Origin of the sequence: Flavobacterium sp. JAS (assembly GCF_020991455.1) — a bacterium.
In the GTDB taxonomy this organism is placed as follows: Bacteria; Bacteroidota; Bacteroidia; order Flavobacteriales; family Flavobacteriaceae; genus Flavobacterium.
This window is the reverse complement of the sequence record NZ_JAJMOX010000011.1, coordinates 219507-240107: the sequence shown is the minus strand read 5'-3', so window position 1 is coordinate 240107 and position 20601 is coordinate 219507. Positions and strand designations below refer to the sequence as shown.

Here is a 20601-nt window from a genome sequence, read left to right as displayed (position 1 = left end):
CGCCTCTGCGCCTTTGCGCGATTAATAAATTTATGGTAATCCGTAAAATTTAAAAACTTAATGGAATTAAATTGCACATAGCAATTAAAGCGAAACAAAAAATAATTAGTGGAAATTCGTATAATTCGTGGCAAAAAGTTACAATTTATCAGGGCTTAATTTCCTAAAAAGAGCGAACTTTTAAATATCTTAGCAGATTATTACATTACCTAAATAAAATCAATAAAAATGGCTGAGCAATCTTCAATTCAGTGTCCAAACTGCGGAACTACAATCGATGTAAATGATATTCTAAAACATCAATTGGAAGATAGTATCCGTAAAGAATATCAGCAAAAAGCAACTGCTCAGGCAAAAGAATTGGAACTTAGAAATGAACAATTCGAAAAAGCCAAAGCCGAATTTGAAGCCAAAAAGAAACAGGAAAATGAACTTTTTGCCGAACGTTTAGAGCGTGAAAAAAAGACAGCAGAAAAAGAGATTACTGAAAAGGTAAAAACGAAACTGAACGAAGAAAACAAAGATCGTTTGGTTGCGATGGAAAAGGAACTTTCTGAAAAATCCGAGAAACTTCGTGAACTCAATAAAATGGAGGGGGAAATTGCTAAACTTCAGCGTGAAAAACTGGAAATGAAAGACGCCATCGAAGCTCAGGCTCAAAAACAATTGAATGAGACTTTAGTTCTCGAACGTGATAAAATCCGTAAACAGGAAGAAGAAAAAAACGAACTTAAAATTAAGGAATACCAAAAACAATCTGACGATCAAAAAAAACTGATTGAAGAAATGAAACGCAAGCAGGAACAAGGTTCTATGCAATTGCAAGGCGAAGTAATGGAATTGGCAATTGAGGAATGGCTGGCAAATAATTTCCCATTAGATACTATTGACGAAATTAAAAAAGGTGCAAATGGTGCCGATTGTCTTCAGATTGTAAATACTCGTGAACTACAAAATTGTGGTTCTATTTATTACGAGAGCAAACGTACAAAAGCTTTTCAACCCGCTTGGATTGAGAAATTTAAAAATGATATTAGAACTAAAAGAGCCAATATCGGGGTTTTAGTAACCGAAGTTATGCCGGCAGGATTGGACCGTATGGGAATGCGCGACGGAATCTGGATTTGTACGTATGAAGAATTTAAAGGTTTAAGCGCTGTTTTACGTCAGTCATTGATTCAGGTAAGTCAAGCGGTTCAGGCGCAGGAAAACAAAGGCGATAAAATGTCGATGTTGTATGATTTTTTAACGAGCAATGAATTTCGTTTACAAATAGAAGGAATCGTTGAAGGTTTTACTCAAATGCAAGGCGATCTTGATGCCGAAAAAAGAGCAATGCAAAGAATCTGGAAACAACGCGAAAAACAAATCGAAAAAGTAGTACATAATACTTTAGGCATGTACGGCTCGATTCGTGGTATTGCAGGAAATGCAGTTCAGACGGTAAGAGCTCTGGAATTGGATTTTATTGAAGAAGAAAAGGAAGATCCTAACGAATTGGAATAACTATATGAAATGGCACGCGGATGATGCGGATTTAAATCGATTTACACTGGTTTTTTACGCGATATTTGTCATTTTCGAACGAGATTGTAATAAAAAAGGCTTCAACTAAATTTAGTGAAGCCTTTTTTATTATTAATTTCCTTTTTTGAAAAGCATTGTTGGTCCAAACTAATTGGAAAGCAATAATTTATTATTCTCTATAGAATAACCAGTAGTGGTTTTTAATAACTGTGAAAACTTACCTTCTTTTTTTGCCTCGCATTTTTTAGTTTCTGAAGTAAAATTCAAAAAACTGAATTTGTCCCGCATTTTTAGAAAGTAAATTCCCTTTAATTGCATTACATCCTGTAGAACCGGAAAAAGTTGATGCTTTCAGTTCGATTTTTGGAAGACTTGAAAAATCCTTTTCAGTAATAGGCTTACCATTCAAATTTTCTAAAACCCATCTTTGTTGTATTTTCTTTTCAATTGACTTTCCGACTGTATCTGTTGACGCACTTGCATCCTTAGTAGATCTGCAGCTGCACACTAATGAAACTGCAATAAACAACATTAAAATTCTTTTCATGTAAAATAATTATTTTATAAATATTATTTTACAAAACTATCTAGACTCTAAATCTAATAAGAAACCTATATGTCATTTTTAAAGCATTATAAGATATCTTTTAGCCTTACCGAACTAATCTACTTTTCTTAGAACCAAAAGTTTCCCAGACGGATTTGAAAGCGTTAATCTATTGTCTCCTATTGAATATGTTGTGGTACTTTGAAGTGCTTTTACAAACTGATCTTCTTTATTACCTGAAGCACAAGCCATAAGAGTAGAAGCCGTATTGGTAAATCTTAGCACATCTTTCTCATAAAATATCGTTCCGGTTATAGAATTACAACCGCCAAATCCCATAAATCTGTTTTCTTCTGCATGAATTTCGATTCGGGGTGATTCCTTTTGAAAATCTGTTGCAAAAACTTTATAGCCGTTTAATTCTTCCAGAACCCAAATGTCATGTAAGCGATAATCCGTAATATATTTTCCGCAACCATCAATTTTTTTAGAGGCAAGATCTGAGTTATTTTTAATTTCGATCGAAACCTTATATGGCGAAATCACTCCTGACATCGAATCTTGACAATCTAATTGCTGAATAGTAACTGTAGCACTTGCGGTCGAATTACTTAATTTATACATTTTCACGTTAGCATCCATCGCTCGAATTGGTTCTACAGATTGGAAAATCAAATTTTCTTTACCTTCTATCAAAGAAGTAAAAACCGTTTTCTCCCTCCCAATTTTCAATCCCCAAAAAGGTTCATTTCCGGTCGCTTTAAAGTAAATCATCATTTCATCTTCTGGAGAATTGGTCATTGAAGTTGCTTCTTTTGTATCAGAACTTTTAGTTGCTCCTGTTTTACAACCAATTATCAGAGACGATAATAACAATAATGAAAGTACTTTTTTCATGGAGTCCGTTTTTTAAAATGATTTTGTTTGAAAATAGAATCTAAAACTAAGCTGAATTTGAAGTGATATTTTAGAATACTTATTTAGATTTAATTCAAATTTAAGAAAAATAATACAGTTTGAAAAGAAATTATCCCCTCAAAAAACTCCTGAATATCGCACCAATTCTAAGATTAAGATAAAATATGCATTTCATGTTGTTATTTTTCTAACAAAAAAACACAATACTTACGTATTTTTATAAGTACAAATACTTATATTTGCATAGTAATACTTAATTAAAGAAATCATGATTAGAGTAATAGTAGTTGGAAACGGCATGGTTGGTTATAAATTTTGCGAAAAGTTCATTGCAAAATCAGGACAAGAAAAGTATCAAATTACCGTATTTGGTGAAGAACCCAGACGTGCATACGATCGTGTTCATTTAAGTGAATACTTTGGCGGAAAAACGGCGGATGATTTATCATTATCAACTAGTGAATGGTACGCAGAAAACAATATTACTTTGAATACTTCTGAACTAATTACAGATATTAACAGAGAAGAAAAAACCATACATACACATTTAGAGAAAACACATACGTACGATTACTTAGTTCTTGCAACAGGATCATCGGCGTTTGTACCACCAATTGAAGGTGTAGAAAAAGAAGGTGTTTTTGTGTACAGAACCATCGAAGATCTGGATGCAATTATGGCCTACGCCAAAAAAATAAAGCAAAAAGGTGCCTCAGAAGCAGCCGTTTTAGGTGGCGGTTTATTAGGTCTTGAAGCAGCAAAAGCAGTTCGCGATTTAGGATTAAATCCTCACGTGGTTGAATTTGCACCCCGATTAATGCCAAGACAATTAGATAAAGGTGCAAGTGATATGCTGCAATCTAAAATCGAAGAGCTTAATATTGGTATTCATCTTAACAAAGCAACTCAATATATTGACGGAAAAAAATCGATAACGGGAATGATGTTTGCCGATAATGAATTGTTAAAAGTTGACATGTTGGTTATTTCTGCCGGAATTAAACCTCGTGATGAACTGGCCAGAGTTTCAGGACTTGAAGTTGGCTTGCGAGGCGGTGTTGTGGTAAACAATCAAATGCAAACATCAGATCCTTCTATTTATGCGATTGGCGAAGTGGCTTTGTACAATCAAAACATTTATGGACTTGTTGCTCCAGGTTACGAAATGGCTGATGTAGCCGCTGCGCAAATCTTAAATGGTTCTAAAACCATGAGAGAAACCATCGATATGTCGACACAATTGAAGTTAATTGGTGTTGAAGTTGCGAGTTTTGGTGATCCTTTTGTCGAAAATGACAGTGTAACCGCGATTATTTATGAGAATAAATTAAGCGGAATTTACAAAAGAATTAATGTTACTAAAGATTCCAAAACTTTATTGGGCGGAATTTTAGTGGGCGATTCAAGTGATTATAATTCACTTTTCCAGATTTACAGCAATGCAATGGCTTTGCCTAAAAATCCTGAAGATCTAATCTTAGGTTCACGAGACGGTTCTGAAGGTTCGAGCTTAGGAAGTGTTCTGGATTTGCCGGATACCGCCGTAATATGTTCTTGCGAAAATGTAACTAAAGGTTCTATTTGTTGTTCGCTTTTAGACGAAACTTGCTCTAGTTTTTCAGATGTTGTAAAACACACTAAAGCAACTTCGGGTTGTGGAGGCTGTAAACCAATGGTTTCTGATTTGGTAAAAGCCACTCAAAAATCATTAGGAAAAGAAGTAAAAGATGTCATTTGCGAACATTTCTCTTATACCAGACAAGAATTATTTGACTTAATTAAAATTAATAAATACGAGAATTTCTACGATGTAATAGATCATCACGGAAAAGGCGACGGTTGCGAGGTTTGTAAACCAGTTGTGGCTTCAATTTTCTCGAGTATTTATAATGATACGGCAAACAAACACGTAACTACACAAGATACAAACGATAGATTTTTGGCTAATATTCAGCGAAACGGAACCTATTCTGTAGTACCAAGAGTTGCCGGAGGAGAAATTACTGCCGAGAAATTAATAGTTATTGGAGAAGTTGCCAAACAATTTGATCTATATACCAAAATTACCGGTGCACAACGTGTAGATTTATTTGGAGCACATTTAAGTGATTTACCAAAAATCTGGAAAATATTAATTGATAATGGTTTTGAAAGTGGTCATGCTTACGGAAAATCGCTTCGTGCTGTAAAAAGCTGTGTTGGAAATGCATGGTGTCGCTACGGAATGGACGATAGCGCAGGATTTGCCATAGAATTAGAAAACAGATATAAAGGAATCCGTTCTCCGCACAAACTAAAAGGTGGTGTTTCGGCTTGTATTCGTGAATGTGCAGAAGCCCGAGGAAAAGATTTCGGATTGATTGCGGTCGAAGGCGGTTGGAATTTATACATCTGCGGAAACGGTGGAGCAAATCCAAAACACGCTGTTTTATTGGCCGAAAAAATAGATAAAGAAACCGTTATCAAATACATGGATCGTTTCTTAATGTATTACATCCGCACGGCAGGTCCGTTGGTTAGAACTGCGACATGGTTAGAAAAACTAGATGGTGGTTTAGAGTATTTAAAACAAGTTATCATCGAAGACTCTTTAGGAATCTGCGAAACGCTTGAAGCTGAAATGCAGACTTTGGTAAACACGTTTGAATGCGAGTGGAAACAAGTTCTCGAAAAACCAAGATTATTAAAACGTTTCAACCATTTTGTAAACTCTGAAGAGAAAGATGATAATGTTGTTTTTGTTCCTTTAAGAGATCAAAAAATGCCAAAAGCCTGGTCGTAAAACTTTATAAATTTTTATTTTAAACACATAGAAACATAGATTTTGAAAACTCAATAAAAGGCGTTTCACTTATTTAAACACACATAGCTATGTGTGAAGAAACGAGTTTCTTTTTGATTTTACTTTTTCAAAAAAAAATCTATGTTCCTATGTGTTAAGAATAATAGCTCCAAAAAAAGAAAAAAATATCACTAACGTTTGCTGTCCTCTTTCCCTCTTTTTTACTGCGCCATCATAACTCTCTTGATTGTAAAAAGAGGGATAAGAAACAGGAAACTAAAATTTGAATCAAATGGAAGAAATCTTAAATCAATATGAAACCGTTCACCCAAGTGATGCAACAATTTGGTTCAAAGCCGGAAAAGTAGAAGATTTCCCAACCAATCGTGGCGGCTGCATCAAATACAAAAACAAACAAATTGCCATTTTTAACTTTGCACGCCGCAACGAATGGTACGCTTGTCAAAATGCTTGTCCGCATAAAATGGAAATGGTTCTGGCGAGAGGCATGACCGGATCAACAGATGATATTCCGAAAATTGCGTGCCCGATGCATAAAAAAACTTTTTCACTTGTTGATGGTTCTAACCTAAATGGAGATGACGATTTAAAAATTGCAACCTATCCAATTAAAGTCGTTGAAGACGAAGTATTTGTTGGTTTTGTGGATTAAACGCAATCTTGTCATTTCGACGAAGGAGAAATCCTCGCAAGAAACTCGACAATCAAAATCAAATATATGATCAAATTATTAAGATTTCGCAAAGATGAGTTTCACGATAATTTAGCTAACCTTTGCGGAGCTACTTGCGAGGATTTCTCCTTCGTCGAAATGACAAACTATCGTAAATCACAACAAATCTATGCCTTGACATGTTTAAAAAAAATAAGCCTTAAAAGTTAATTTACGTATATTTGAGATCTATTATTCTACCAAAAAAATGAACACACCTTTTCAAAAAGCCAGCGAGTGGATAGATGCCGAAAACGCACAAGATCCAAATATCGAAATTGACCAAAATTCCGAATATCCTAAAGAATTATTGTATTCGAACAGGATGTACGAAAAACTGATGCAGTTTGAACCAAAAGCTTCTGAAGAAGTTCAGATCGCTTCAAAAGCACAACACATTTGCCGATGGAAAGTAGCACGAGAATCTTACCCAATGGATCGTGTGGGTTATTTGAAATGGAGAGAAGAACTTAAAAAATTTCATGCTAAAACTACTGCCACAATCTTAGAAAAAGCAGGATACAGCCCTGAATTTATAGATCGCGTTTCGTTTTTAATCGAAAAGAAATTACTTAAAAAAGATGCCGAAACCCAATTACTAGAAGATGTAATTTGTTTGGTGTTTTTAGAATATTATTTAGATCCTTTTGTGCATAAACACGACGAGGAAAAATTAAAAAATATCATCAAAAAAACCTGGGATAAAATGTCTGACAAAGGGCATCAGGAAGCCCTAAAAATCAAGTATTCTGTAGAAAACTTAAACTTAATAAAAGCTTCTTTAGGATTGTAAATTGGGTCTAATGACCAGGAACTAAAAAACGAATTACATTTTCCGGAAAAAGACAGATATTATCTTCGAATGAAAAAAAGCAATCAGGAAGCTGCCGATAAAATTACTTTCAAAAATTTACGCCGACTGTATTTTTTTGCACTTCTTACTATTGCTGTAACTATAATTGCAAGTCAGGTTTTAGTTCAGTATAACTTAAATCAGCAATTAAGCGATTCAAAAATCATCAATATTTCCGGAAAGCAAAGAATGCTGAGCCAGAAGATTGTTAAAGAAGTTTTGATCCTGCATTATGTTTCTGATAAAGCCTTGCCAAAACAAATTTCGCATTTAAAAGAAGTTTTATCACTTTGGAAAACGACTCAAAACGCTTTGGAAAATGGCAGTGATAGTTTGACTTTTCCAAAAGAAAAAAGCGAAACACTGAAGAGATTATATTCAGAAATCAATCCTGTTTTTAGCACTATTTCAGAAACTACTGACTTGTTTCTGTTAAATTTAGAACAGAAAAATGATAGCACTAAAAATCAAAAACTGGTACAAATAATTCTGCAAAACGAAGGTGTTTTTCTTTCGAAAATGAATCAAATTGTAACGCAATATGATCTCGAAGCGCATGAAAAAGTTACGGAACAACGCAAAATAGAATATTGGATTTTTGCCTTCACCTTATTTATTTTACTTCTGGAATTTTTCTTCATTTTTAAACCTACCAATAAAAAAATCGAGAAACTTATCGCCAAACTTTTATCTTCTGAAAAGAAGGCTTTAAAACTTGCTTATGACACAGAAATTATCAGCGAAATCAAGGAAAACTCGGTAAAAGAATTAAAATCGCTCAATTATGCCATGGAAAATACGCTGCTTTATTGCCGTATTGCTCCTGATGGTTCAATTATTCATGTTGGAGAAAAATTTGCTAAACTTTTAAATTACACCAAGTTTTCGTCTAATAAGAAATTCTCAGAAATTTTAACGACTGACGAAAAAGAACAGCTTAATATTGACCGTATTATATTCGAAAAACAACGCAGCGGCTGGCAAGGCGAAATCAAAATCGTTAATAAAGAAGCACAAACAATCTGGCTAGATTTATCAATGGTTCCGGTAATGATTAAAAAAGACGAATTGGAACTTTTAATAGTTTGTTTTAACATTACCGAACGCAAAAAAGCACAACGAGAAGTGGAGCGTTTGAACATTGAAAACAGTACCGAAAAAATCAATCAGCAAAAGATTATTTCAAGCAAAATTGTCGAAAATCAGGAAAACGAACAAAACCGAATCGCCAAAGAAATTCACGACGGAATTGGTCAAATGCTTACGGGATTAAAATTCAGTTTAGAAAGTATTAATCTGGATGACAAGGAAAAAGCAGCGCAAAAAATAGAATATCTAAAGAAACTCTCTTTAGATATTATCAAAGGCGTTCGCACCGCAACTTTTAATTTAATGCCTCCGGAATTAAGCGATCACGGTATCGTTTCTTCATTGGCAAAACTTACACAGGAACTTTCTAAACTTACCGGAAAAGAGATCCTTTTTTACAACAAAACTGACTTTAACCAACGTTTAGATTCTCTAATCGAAATTAATATCTATCGCCTTACACAAGAAGCTATCAACAACGCCATAAAATACGCCGAATCTTCGCATATCATTGTGCAACTTTCACATAGCGATACACTCCTAAGCATTATTGTTGACGACAACGGAAAAGGTTTTGATATACACGCTGTCGATAAAAAACGCAACAGCGAATCCGGAATGGGACTATTGTTCATGAAAGAAAGAATCCAATACATCAACGGACGCGTTTTTATTAAATCGATTCCAAGCGAAGGAACGAGGATTACTTTTAATATCCCTATTTAATTAGATAATTTGGCAATTAGATAATTAGATAATTTACTTTGCTGCAATCTTGTCATCTCTGTTAGAACTTTACGTCAAACCCGACAGGTTTTAAAAACCTATCGGGTTTAGAAATCACAATATAAGGTCCTTACAGAAAATTGGCAATCTTTGTCGATCTACTAGTGTGATTTCTCCTAAAGTCGAAATGACAAAACATCGCAACAACATCGTGTCTCAAAAGAAACATAAACAAAAGTCTACACCCAATTCCAAATTATCTAATTTTCTAATTCACTCATTATCTAATTGACAGATTATCTAATTTTCTAATTGACAAATTATCTAATTTAAAAAATTACGTATCTTAGCCTAATCTTTTTAGATGAATATACGTAAAAATTGAGAATCAAAATTAAGTAAAATATGAGTAATACTATTCGAGTAGTTCTGGCAGATGATCACGTTTTTGTAAGAGATGGAATTAAATCTTTACTGGAAAACGAAGCAAACATAGAGGTTGTAGGCGAAGCTATTGACGGAGCCGACGCTCTTGAAGTAGTTGCAACCAGCAAACCTGATTTACTTATAGTAGATATTCGTATGCCCAACTTAACCGGTATCGAGGTAGTAGAAAAACTTAGAAGCGAAAATAATACTGTAAAAATTATTATGCTTTCTATGCATGAATCTGAAGAATACGTATTAAAATCTATTAAGGCTGGAGCCGATGGATATTTACTAAAAGGTTCCAGTAAAGAAGAGTTCCTGAAAGCATTGCATACTGTGGCTGCCGGCGGAAAATATTTCAGCGGAGATATTTCTTCGATATTAATCAGTCAGCTCACTAATGCTTCAAATGCTTTAGAACCTAAGCAAAATTTAAGCGAAGAAATGATGATTACCAAAAGAGAAAAAGAAATTCTAACACTTTTATTATCAGGAAAAGGTAATAAAGAAATCGCTGAAGCTCTGGAAATTAGCAAACGTACTGCCGAAGTGCACCGTTTTAACCTGATGAAAAAGCTGAAAGTGAAAAATTTAATGGAACTTTCGAACAAAGCAACAGAATATTCACTTTTATAATTCTGTCTAAACGATAAAAATCGCCTTTTAAAATAGTATTTTAATAAAATAGAGAATCAATTTTGTGATGTTGGTAAATCTACTTCTTAAACACAAAATACTTAGTCACGATTACGTATTAATACTTATAAGTATTTATATTTGGTAAAACAAATCTAAGTACTATGAAAAATACAAACTCTTTATCACAATCACACAAGATTTTATTTTTGAATACTTTAGCCTTCACCGTATGTTTTGCTTGTTGGACATTAAACGGTGTATTGGTAACTTTTTTAGTTGACAATGGCATTTTTCATTGGAGCGTTGTACAAGTTGGCTGGCTATTAGGGATTCCTATTTTGACAGGTTCAATTATGCGTTTACCAATTGGTATTCTCACCGACAAATTTGGCGGCAAATATGTTTTTTCGCTTTTACTCTTACTCTGTTCTATTCCATTATTCTTATTACCTTATGCCGATAGCTTTTTAACGTTTGCAATACTTAGTTTTCTGTTTGGAATGGTTGGAACTAGTTTTGCTGTCGGAATTGGTTATACTTCAATTTGGTATCCAAAAGAATGGCAGGGGCGCGCTTTAGGAATTTTCGGAATAGGAAATGCAGGAGCTGCAATCACAACTTTTTTAGCACCGTCGTTATTAAACTATTTTTCTTTAGAAGACCCTCAAAATGGCTGGAAAACACTTCCTGTAATTTATGCAATTGCCTTAGTTATTATTGGAATTGCTTTTTTAATCTTTGCAAAAAACAAAAAGCTGGAGAACGATACCAGAACCGTTTCTCAAATGCTTCAATCTTTAAAATGTGCCAGAGTATGGCGTTTTGGAGCGTATTACTTTTTAGTTTTCGGATGTTTTGTAGCTTATTCACAATGGCTTTTGCCGAATTTCATGAATGTTTATCAAACCAGTCTGGTAATGGGCGGATTGTTTGCAACGCTTTTTAGTTTGCCATCTGGCGTGATCAGAGCTTTTGGCGGTTATTTATCAGATAAATTCGGAGCCAGAAAAGTAATGTATTGGGTTTTAAGCTCTTCTGTAATTTTAAGCGCTTTATTGATGATTCCGAAAATGGAAATTACAACGACAGGACCAGGAGTTTTAGCTACCAAAAAAGGTACAATAACTGCTGTCACCAATAATAATATTAAAATTGGAGAAACCGAATTTCCTATTGCACAAAAAAAAGAAAATGAAGCCGAAAATGCAATTTTCCCAACCAGCACATCCTGGCAGCAAGTTGTTGTTAATCAAAATCAAACTGTAAAGAAAAAAGAACTTCTTGCTAAAGGAATTACGGTAATTAAATTTGATGCAAACATGTGGGTATTTCTCACCTTAGTAATACTGATAGGAATTTCATGGGGAATTGGAAAAGCTGCTGTCTATAAACACATTCCGGAATATTTTCCAAAAGATGTTGGTGTTGTTGGCGGCATGGTTGGTATGATTGGCGGTCTTGGCGGATTCTTTGGCCCAATTATTTTTAGCTACTTATTGACCGCAACCGGAATCTGGTCGAGTTCATGGATCTTCATTCTCGTATTATCAGCTATTTGCCTGATTTGGATGCATTATACGATAACAAAAATCATGAACGAAAAGCAACCTATTTTGTCCAAAGTAATTGACAGAAATTAAAATTAAAAAAAATGGAGAATATGGTTTTTATCACAAAAACTTAAGTCTTTTTCCTATATTTTTACCTCGTTATTTAAATAAAACAAAATATGAAAAATCTAAAAATAATTCTTTTATTACTATTAGCAGGAATTGGCGTTGATAGTCAGGCCCAGGAATTAGATGTCAATTTACAAATAAGACCGCGTTTCGAATACAGAAATGGATACAAAACGCTTTTACCGGAAGGTCAGGAAGGAACATCGCAAATCTCGCAACGTTCAAGACTGAATTTTAACTATAAACAAGATGAGTTAACTGTAAAATTGACTTTTCAAAACACCAGAACCTGGGGAGATGTAGCAACAACTGCGCCTGCAGACAAAAATGGAGTGGCAGTTTTTGAAGCTTGGGCACAATACGATTTAACCAAAAAATGGAGCGCAAGAATGGGACGTCAGGTACTTTCATATGATAACCAACGTATTATGGGCGAAATGGACTGGGCGCAACAAGGACAAAGCCACGATGCATTAATAGTATCTTTTCATCCAGAAAACCATCAGCTTGATATGGGATTAGCGTATAACTCTAATGCCGAAAACACTTTTCAAACTCCTTATACTGTAGCAAATTATAAAGCTATGCAATATGCTTGGTATCATACCACATTTGATAAAATTGGAGCAAGTTTATTGTTCTTAAATACAGGTTATGAATATGCAAATACCGATGCTAAATTATTAGTAGATTACAAGCAAACCTTCGGAACTTACTTAACCTACAAAACAGGAAAAATTGACAGTAACTTAAGTTTTTATGGACAAACCGGAAAAAGTGCAGACAAACAGGTTAGCGCCTGGGATGCTGCCATAAACTTTGGATATAACATAACTGATTCTTTTAAAGCTGGTTTAGGTTATGAATTTTTATCAGGAAAAGATACAAATGATCAAAGTACCGTTATCAAATCATTCAACCCAATATTTGGAACTAATCATGGTTTCAATGGTTACATGGATTATTTTTATGTGGGTAATCACTTAAACAGTGTAGGATTACAAGATGCTTTTCTTAAATTTAACTATAACGTAAAAAAATGGCAATTTGCTTTGATTCCGCACGTATTCTTAGCTGCAGCTGATGTCGTAACGCCACTTAATGGAAAACTAGATTCTTATTTAGGAACTGAGGTTGACTTTACTGCTGGTTTCAATTTCAAAAAAGATATTACACTTACAGGAGGATATTCTCAAATGTTTGGAACTAAAACTTTAGAATTTATAAAAACTGGAGACGCTAGTCACACCAACAATTGGGCTTGGTTAATGATTTCTGTGAATCCTAGAATTTTTAGCTGGAAAAAATAGTTTTTCTTCAAATTTTACCTTTATATTTTACCCTTTTCCTATTTCGGAAAAGGGTATTTTTTTTATCCTTCCGAAAACTTGTTTTATGCTTTAATTAGCTATATTTGAATCGAATATGAACCCCAATTCTATCCCCATGAAACAACTTTTAAAATTATCGATGCTAACTTTTATTGTTACTCAAACAGGTTTTTCGCAAAAATATAATGACACCTTAATCTCGAAAGATTCAGAAATAAATTTTGCAAAAACACAAAAAAGAGGAATTAAAAAAAACAACATTATTTACTTTGTCGAAAATGACTTACAGACAATATCTGCTTACAAGAAAAACAAACTAAAATGGCAGACGAATGTAGTTTCTATCTGTGGAAAACCAAAAAACGGTGAACCTGAAATAAGATATGTCGGATTTAATACAAACAAACTACTTGTTGTTATGGGAAAGCATAATTTTGCAGAAGTTGACATAAATAATGGTTTAACAAGACTTGTTGGTTAAGATTAAAATTCTCGGCTAACGGGAACGGAATTGAAATAATAAAAAAGATATTTCTCCAAATCAAAAAATCCGGAGAAATATGATGCTCAATTCATGTTTAAAATTAAAACTGAATTAGAAAATAATACAGAAAATATACCAATCTCTGAAATGCAGAAATTAAAAAAATGAAAGTAACTTTAAACAAAATTTAAGTACGCTTAAACCATGTATCAAAATTTTGTTTAAAACTTCATTCAATGAAAATCATAGCTTGGAATTGCAATATGGCTTTTAGAAAAAAGGCAGAATTTATTCTGGCCTTTGATCCGGATATTGCCGTTATTTCTGAGTGCGAAAATCCCGAAAAATTAAAATTCGACATTGATACCAAATTACCCACAGATATACTTTGGTACGGTACAAATCCACACAAAGGATTAGGGGTTTTCTCTTATAGTGATTATAGATTTCAATTGTTGGATTGCCATAATCCAAGTTTCAAAAATATACTTCCAATTGCTGTAACTGGCGGAAAAATTGATTTTACCTTATTTGCCGTTTGGGCTAATAATCCCGAAGATAAAGACGGACAATACGTTACTCAGGTTTGGAAAGCTATTAATTATTACGAAGATCTAATCCAGGAAAATAAAACAGTTTTAATTGGAGATTTTAACAGCAATACTATTTGGGATAAGCCCAGAAGAGAAGGAAATCACTCGACTGTTGTAAACAAACTGGAAGCCAAAAAAATCTTTAGCACTTATCACAAATACTACAATCAAGTACAAGGCAAAGAAGAACATCCAACTTTGCATTTGTATCGTCACGAAAACAAACCCTATCATCTTGATTATTGCTTCGCTTCAAATGATTTCATTGAAATTATGGAAAGCGTCGAAATTGGAAATTATCAAGACTGGACTTTACACAGCGATCACACACCTTTAATAATTAATTTTAATATATAAACAATGAACAATTCCTGGACTGAAAGATGGAACGATCGCTACAGCAATGAAGAATTTGCGTATGGCGAAGAACCCAACAATTACTTTAAAGAACAAATAGAAAAATTAAACACCGGAACAATTCTTTTTCCTGCCGAAGGCGAAGGTCGAAATGCAATTTATGCCGCCAAACTAGGCTGGAAAGTCTCGGCTTTTGATATCAGCGAAGAAGGAAAAAACAAAGCCTTAAAACTTGCCAAAGCCAACAATGTAACTATTGATTATCAGGTTGGAGAATTAGAAACATTAGATTATCACACCGAACAATTTGATGCAATTGCATTAATTTATGCTCATTTTCCGGCAGAAATAAAATCAGCCATTCATACAACTCTTGAAACTTATTTACGCAAAGATGGAATCATCATTTTTGAAGCTTTCAGCAAAAAACATTTAGAATATCTTGCCATAAACGATAAAGTTGGCGGACCAAAAGATATTGAATCCTTATTTTCTATCGAAGAAATCCAAGCTGATTTTCCAAATTATGAAATCATTGAATTAACAGAAAAAGAAATCGAATTGAACGAAGGTTTATTCCATAACGGAAAAGGTTCAGTAATTCGATTTATTGGAAGAAAAAAATAAAATATAAATACCCATTGTAGAGACGCACTGCTGTGCGTCTCTACAGAACTGCACCAATACAATACTCCTCCATTTTACCTTTCACAATCCTCTTTTTACTTTTTATACAAAAACTTAAAATAAAATTTCAAAAATTACGTATTTATACGTAAAAATACTTATTTTTGTACTACATCAATATACGTGAATCATCTTAGACTAAGTAAATTCATATTGCGTATTCAAAAAAAGTTGTAATGCAAAATACCAAAATCAAAACTACTTGTTCCTACTGTGGCGTTGGCTGCGGAATTATTGTAACCAATGATGCTAAAAATGGCGTGATGGTTACGGGCGACAAAGATCATCCTGTCAATAAAGGAATGTTATGTTCTAAGGGAATGAATTTGCATTACGTAGTCAATGATACTTCAGACAGAATTCTATATCCCGAAATGCGCGGCAGTAAATCTTATCCGCTCGAGCGTGTGAGTTGGGATGCTGCACTTGATCGTGCTGCTGCAGTTTTCACTTCCATTATAAAAAAACATGGTCCGGATAGTGTCGGTTTCTATATTTCAGGACAATGTTTGACAGAAGAATATTATCTGGTAAACAAATTGGTAAAAGGCTTTTTGAAAACCAATAATATCGATACCAACTCCAGACTTTGCATGAGTTCGGCGGTTGTGGGTTATAAAAAGACTTTTGGTGAAGATTCTGTTCCAATTGCTTATGACGATATCGAACTCGCAGATACTCTCCTGATTACCGGAGCAAATCCGGCTTGGTGCCATCCTATTTTGTTTAGAAGAATTGAAAAACACAAAGAGAAAAATCCGAAAATAAAAATTATTGTAATAGATCCAAGGCGAACAGATACGGCAGCTTTCGCTGATTTACATCTGCAAATTATTCCCGGATCTGATATTATCCTATATCATGCAATCGCAAAACGCATTATCGAAAAAGGTTATGCAGATCATGATTTTGTAAAGAATAATGCGGAGAATTTCAAAGAATATAAAAACCTGGTTTTAGGAACTTCATTAGAAAAAGCCTCAAAACTATGCGGAATTTCGGTAAACGATATAAAACTTGCCGCAGATATTATTGGTAAAGCCAAAGGATTTATTTCGCTTTGGGCGATGGGATTAAATCAAAGTGCTGTTGGTGTTGATAAAAACACCGCTTTACTGAATTTATCTTTATTAACGGGACAAATTGGAAAACCGGGTTCAGGACCTTTTTCATTAACCGGACAACCCAACGCAATGGGCGGACGAGAAGTGGGCGGAATGGCAACTTTACTCGCTGCACACAAAGACATTGCAAATCCGGAACATCGAAAAGAAGTCGCCGATTTTTGGGGCATAGATTCTATTTCAGACAAACCCGGTCTAACGGCAACCGAAATGTTTGAAGCATTAGAATCCGGAAAAATGAAAGCTGTCTGGATTATTTGCACTAATCCGATGGTGAGTTTACCGGACTCTCGTCGTATCGAAAAAGCTTTGCAAAATGCTAAATTTGTAGTTGTTCAGGATATTTCGCATAATGCAGATACTTCAAAATATGCAGATTTATTATTGCCCGCCGCTGGTTGGTTAGAAAAAGAAGGCACAATGACCAATTCTGAGCGCCGAATTTCTTATTTGCCTAAAGGAATTAATGCGCCCGGAGAGGCTCTTCCCGATATTGAGATTTTAATTCGCTTTGCTAAAAAAATGAATTTCCATGGTTTTAATTTTAATAGCGCCGAAGAAATTTACAAAGAACATTGCGCGCTGACCAAAAACACCAATATAGATATCTCCTTCTTAAATTATCATCGTTTAAAAACCGAAGGAACTTTTCAATGGCCTGTTCCAGATTACGGACATCCCGGAACTCCCCGCCTTTTTACTGATAAAAAATTCTATACGCCATCGCAAAAAGCAATTTTCAATTTACCTACAGCGATCGAAAATACATCAGAACAACCAAGTCCGCAATTTCCCTTTATATTAACAACAGGAAGAGTTCGTGATCAATGGCATACGATGACCAAAACCGGAAAAGTGTCGAGATTAATGACGCATACACCTAGTCCTGTTTTAGAAATTAACCCGATTGACGCTTATAAAAACGATATTAAAAATGGTGATATCGTTGTTGTTTCCAGCAAAAATGGAGAAGTTCGCGTAAAAGCAAAAGTAACAGATTCTATCAAAGAAAAAGTCGTTTTCCTGCCAATGCATTGGGGGAAGCAACTCGAAAATGATTTAAATAGAACCAATAATTTAACGAATACAGTTGTTGATCCTGTATCAAAGGAACCTGATTTTAAATACACTACGGTTTCAATTACCAAATATATAAAACCTTTTCAAAAAATTGCCATTATTGGTGCCGGAGCAGCTTCTTTCAGATTCATTCAAAATTATCGTGAATTTAATTCGACTGATGAAATTATTGTTTTTTCTAATGAAATGAATCCGTTTTACAATCGCGTTTTGCTTCCGGAATACATGACAGGCGAATTTACGTGGGAACAGCTTTTGAAAGTTAAAGATGGTGAAGCATTAAATAAGCTAAAAATCACCATGAAAGCCGGCGTGGCGATTGATAAAATAAATGCTAATGAAAAAACGATAACTGATAGTTTTGGTGAAATACATACTTACGATTCATTAATTATGGCAACCGGAAGCCGCCCTTTTGTTCCTGAAAACGCTCAGCTTCATTTACCCGGACGATTTACAGTGAGACGAAAAGAAGATGCTGACCGTTTAAAAAAACATCTTGATAGTACTAATTTACCGCCCGAAGAGCAACATGTTGTAATTATTGGCGGAGGTTTGTTAGGTTTGGAATTAGCCGCTGCATTAAAACATAAAAAAGTAAAAACTACCATCGTTCAAAGAGCTTCCCGACTGATGGAGCGTCAGTTGGATTTAATTTCGAGTAAATTATTGGCCGAGGAAGTTCAGCTTCGTGATATTCAGATTTATTTTGATAATGAAGTTAGTACCGTTTTTGAAACTGATAATCCGAATGAGGTCGAAATCGCCTTGAAAAGTGGCAGAATAATTACTGCAAATGCGATTGTTTATACTATCGGAACAATTCCGAATATTGAAATTGCACGCGAAACAGGACTTGCCTGCGGTCGTGGCGTAAAAGTAAATCAGTATTTACAATCATCAAATCCAGATATTTATGCTATTGGCGAAATAGCAGAATTCAACAATAAATTATTCGGAATCACATCTGCCGCCGAAGAACAAGCCGATATTCTGGCCAATTTTATTGCAGGCGATATTAGCAGTTATTACAAAGGTTCAATTTTAATGAATATTCTAAAATTAGAAGATATTAACCTGTGTAGTATTGGCGATATTGAAATCCCGGAAAATGATGATTCTTACGAAGAAATTGTCTTTGCCGATCTGAAAAAACGCTATTACAAGAAATGTATTGTAAAAGATGATTTGCTTGTTGGAGCAATTTTAATGGGAGACAAAAATGAGTTTGCCGAATTTAAAACGATGATCGAAAGCAAAATCGAATTATCGGACAAACGAAATTCATTGTTAAGAGGAAGCTCAAATGCAAAACCTGTTTTAGGAAAATTAGTTTGTTCCTGTAGTCAGGTTGGAGTCGGAAATATTGAAGAAACCATTAAAAGCGGCGTAAACAATTTTACGGATTTATGTAAAAACACCGGTGCCGGACTAGGCTGTGGAAGCTGTAAAACTGAGGTCAAAGAGATACTTGCGAAATGTAAAATTTAGTTTCAAGTTTCAAGTTTTTTTTGTTTCAAGTTTTAAACACGATCCAAAGAAACTTGAAACTTGAAACCTGAAACTAAAAAAACTAAATGAAATGGAGTTAACGAGATTAATAGTAAAAGGAGGCGTTATTTCGCCGGGAGAATTACGAGAAGTAGTTAATATCGCTATGGATCAGGGTTTAGATTCTATTTCTTTTGGTTCAAGACAAGATATTATTTTCCCAAAAGGGTTAAAATCTTTAGATAAAGAAAAAATAGGCAAGCATCATTTTGTGTTTCCTGATCAAAAAAGCGGTAATAATATCGTTTCTTCTTATGTTTCAACTGATATTTTTAGAAATACGAATTGGTTAACCGGAAACAAATTTTTATACGTTTTAGAGCAGTTTAAAGAACAGCCAAAACTAAAAGTCAATATAAACGACCCAAAGCAGCAGTTGGTTCCAATGTTTACAGGGCATTTAAATTTTATAGCTTCAGAACATGAAGACTATTGGTATTTGTACATTCGTTTACCAAAATGGGATCGTATGGAAGTTTATCCTGTTTTAATTTATAGCTGGGATATTGCCAAGTTTTATTATGAAATCGAGAAAATTACAAATGAGGAATCTCTTGATATTGAGGTACTTTTTAGTTTAGTCAGTGAAAATTTAGATACTAATAACAGAACAATTGACAAACCATTAAATATTCCGTTTTATCCGTTTCCATATTATGAAGGTATGAACAGAATGGGAATTGATCAATATTGGCTTGGATTATACTGGAGAAATAATCTGTATGATTTAGATTTTCTGAAAGAAATGTGCGATTTATGTTTTGATTGCAAAATTGGAAAAATATGCATCACGCCTTGGAAATCGTTTATTATAAAAGGAATCCCAAAGGATCGAAAACTGGAATGGGAAAAATTTCTGGGTAAAAAAGGAATCAATGTTCGCCATTCTTTGTTAGAACTGAATTGGCATTTACCTGTTGCAATGGAATGGGCTTTGAATCTTAAAACTTTTCTGGTTCGTACACTTGATCAATTTGACATTAGTACATACGGATTAACTTTTGGAATATCTGAATACAATCGTGACGGACATTACTTTACATCGGTTGTTGTGGAGAAAAATGAGTTACCGGCTGCTCTTGAATCCATAAAAATCAGAGATACTTATAATGTTTTATTTGCGAAGAATTTCGACCCAAATACGAGAGAATACATTGTTCATTCGCAAGACATTGATAAACTAGAATTACCAAGTATTTTAATTGAATTGAGTCGGAAATATTTTGATGAACTCGGAAACTCTATTCCAGAAACAACAGAAAATTCACAGAAAAAAGAAAAGCCGCAGCTGGATATTTACCAATGTCTGGAATGTTTGACGCTTTATAAATCAGAATACGGAGATGAAAGTCAAGGTATACCTAAAGGAATTTCATTTACAGATTTACCAGAAACCTACTGCTGTTCTTTGTGCGAATCTCCGAAGAGTAATTTTAAAATTTTAGAAATCTTAGTAAATTAGTTTCGATTTC

General features: G+C 34.2%; 15 protein-coding genes. 13 read left to right on the top strand and 2 right to left on the bottom strand.

The window, feature by feature from the left end:
- Positions 1 to 228: 228 nt before the first annotated feature.
- Complete coding sequence (locus tag LPB88_RS17980; RefSeq protein ID WP_230717026.1) at positions 229 to 1506, top strand: DUF2130 domain-containing protein; 1278 nt, start codon at positions 229 to 231, stop codon at positions 1504 to 1506.
- A 265-nt stretch (positions 1507 to 1771) separates the two neighbouring features.
- Here the strand turns inward: LPB88_RS17980 and LPB88_RS17975 are convergent, their stop codons facing one another.
- Positions 1772 to 2074: an META domain-containing protein gene (locus LPB88_RS17975; protein WP_230717025.1), complete on the bottom strand. Its 303-nt coding sequence runs from the start codon at positions 2072 to 2074 to the stop codon at positions 1772 to 1774.
- Between the two features lie 114 nt (positions 2075 to 2188).
- Complete coding sequence (locus LPB88_RS17970; protein ID WP_230717024.1) at positions 2189 to 2971, bottom strand: META domain-containing protein; 783 nt, start codon at positions 2969 to 2971, stop codon at positions 2189 to 2191.
- Between the two features lie 289 nt (positions 2972 to 3260).
- On the opposite strand from LPB88_RS17970, the gene nirB reads away from it, so the two are divergent.
- From nirB to LPB88_RS17910, 12 genes are all read left to right on the top strand, one after another.
- A complete protein-coding gene (nirB, locus tag LPB88_RS17965) occupies positions 3261 to 5774 on the top strand; it encodes a nitrite reductase large subunit NirB (RefSeq protein ID WP_230717023.1) in 2514 nt (837 codons plus the stop codon).
- A gap of 292 nt (positions 5775 to 6066) precedes the next feature.
- Positions 6067 to 6447, top strand: a complete 381-nt coding sequence (nirD, locus tag LPB88_RS17960) for a nitrite reductase small subunit NirD (protein WP_230717022.1) — start codon at positions 6067 to 6069, stop codon at positions 6445 to 6447.
- A 268-nt stretch (positions 6448 to 6715) separates the two neighbouring features.
- Entirely contained in the window at positions 6716 to 7300 is a 585-nt protein-coding gene (locus LPB88_RS17955; protein WP_230717021.1) for a DUF4202 domain-containing protein, read from the top strand.
- A gap of 69 nt (positions 7301 to 7369) precedes the next feature.
- The gene (locus LPB88_RS17950) at positions 7370 to 9175 is read left to right on the top strand and encodes an ATP-binding protein (RefSeq protein WP_230717020.1); all 1806 of its coding nucleotides are present in this window, start codon (positions 7370 to 7372) and stop codon (positions 9173 to 9175) included.
- Positions 9176 to 9580: 405 nt separating this feature from the next.
- Complete coding sequence (locus LPB88_RS17945; RefSeq protein WP_230717019.1) at positions 9581 to 10240, top strand: response regulator transcription factor; 660 nt, start codon at positions 9581 to 9583, stop codon at positions 10238 to 10240.
- Positions 10241 to 10404: 164 nt separating this feature from the next.
- On the top strand, positions 10405 to 11883 hold the full coding sequence (locus tag LPB88_RS17940) for a nitrate/nitrite transporter (RefSeq protein ID WP_230717018.1): 1479 nt from the start codon (positions 10405 to 10407) through the stop codon (positions 11881 to 11883).
- A gap of 89 nt (positions 11884 to 11972) precedes the next feature.
- Positions 11973 to 13232, top strand: a complete 1260-nt coding sequence (locus LPB88_RS17935; protein WP_230717017.1) for an alginate export family protein — start codon at positions 11973 to 11975, stop codon at positions 13230 to 13232.
- A 136-nt stretch (positions 13233 to 13368) separates the two neighbouring features.
- Positions 13369 to 13734: a hypothetical protein gene (locus tag LPB88_RS17930; protein WP_089352575.1), complete on the top strand. Its 366-nt coding sequence runs from the start codon at positions 13369 to 13371 to the stop codon at positions 13732 to 13734.
- Positions 13735 to 13973: 239 nt separating this feature from the next.
- On the top strand, positions 13974 to 14687 hold the full coding sequence (locus LPB88_RS17925) for an endonuclease/exonuclease/phosphatase family protein (RefSeq protein WP_230717016.1): 714 nt from the start codon (positions 13974 to 13976) through the stop codon (positions 14685 to 14687).
- Between the two features lie 3 nt (positions 14688 to 14690).
- Complete coding sequence (locus tag LPB88_RS17920) at positions 14691 to 15314, top strand: bifunctional 2-polyprenyl-6-hydroxyphenol methylase/3-demethylubiquinol 3-O-methyltransferase UbiG (RefSeq protein ID WP_230717015.1); 624 nt, start codon at positions 14691 to 14693, stop codon at positions 15312 to 15314.
- 236 nt (positions 15315 to 15550) lie between these two features.
- Complete coding sequence (locus LPB88_RS17915; protein WP_230717014.1) at positions 15551 to 19069, top strand: nitrate reductase; 3519 nt, start codon at positions 15551 to 15553, stop codon at positions 19067 to 19069.
- A gap of 91 nt (positions 19070 to 19160) precedes the next feature.
- The gene (locus tag LPB88_RS17910; protein WP_230717013.1) at positions 19161 to 20591 is read left to right on the top strand and encodes a rubredoxin; all 1431 of its coding nucleotides are present in this window, start codon (positions 19161 to 19163) and stop codon (positions 20589 to 20591) included.
- Positions 20592 to 20601 lie beyond the last annotated feature (10 nt).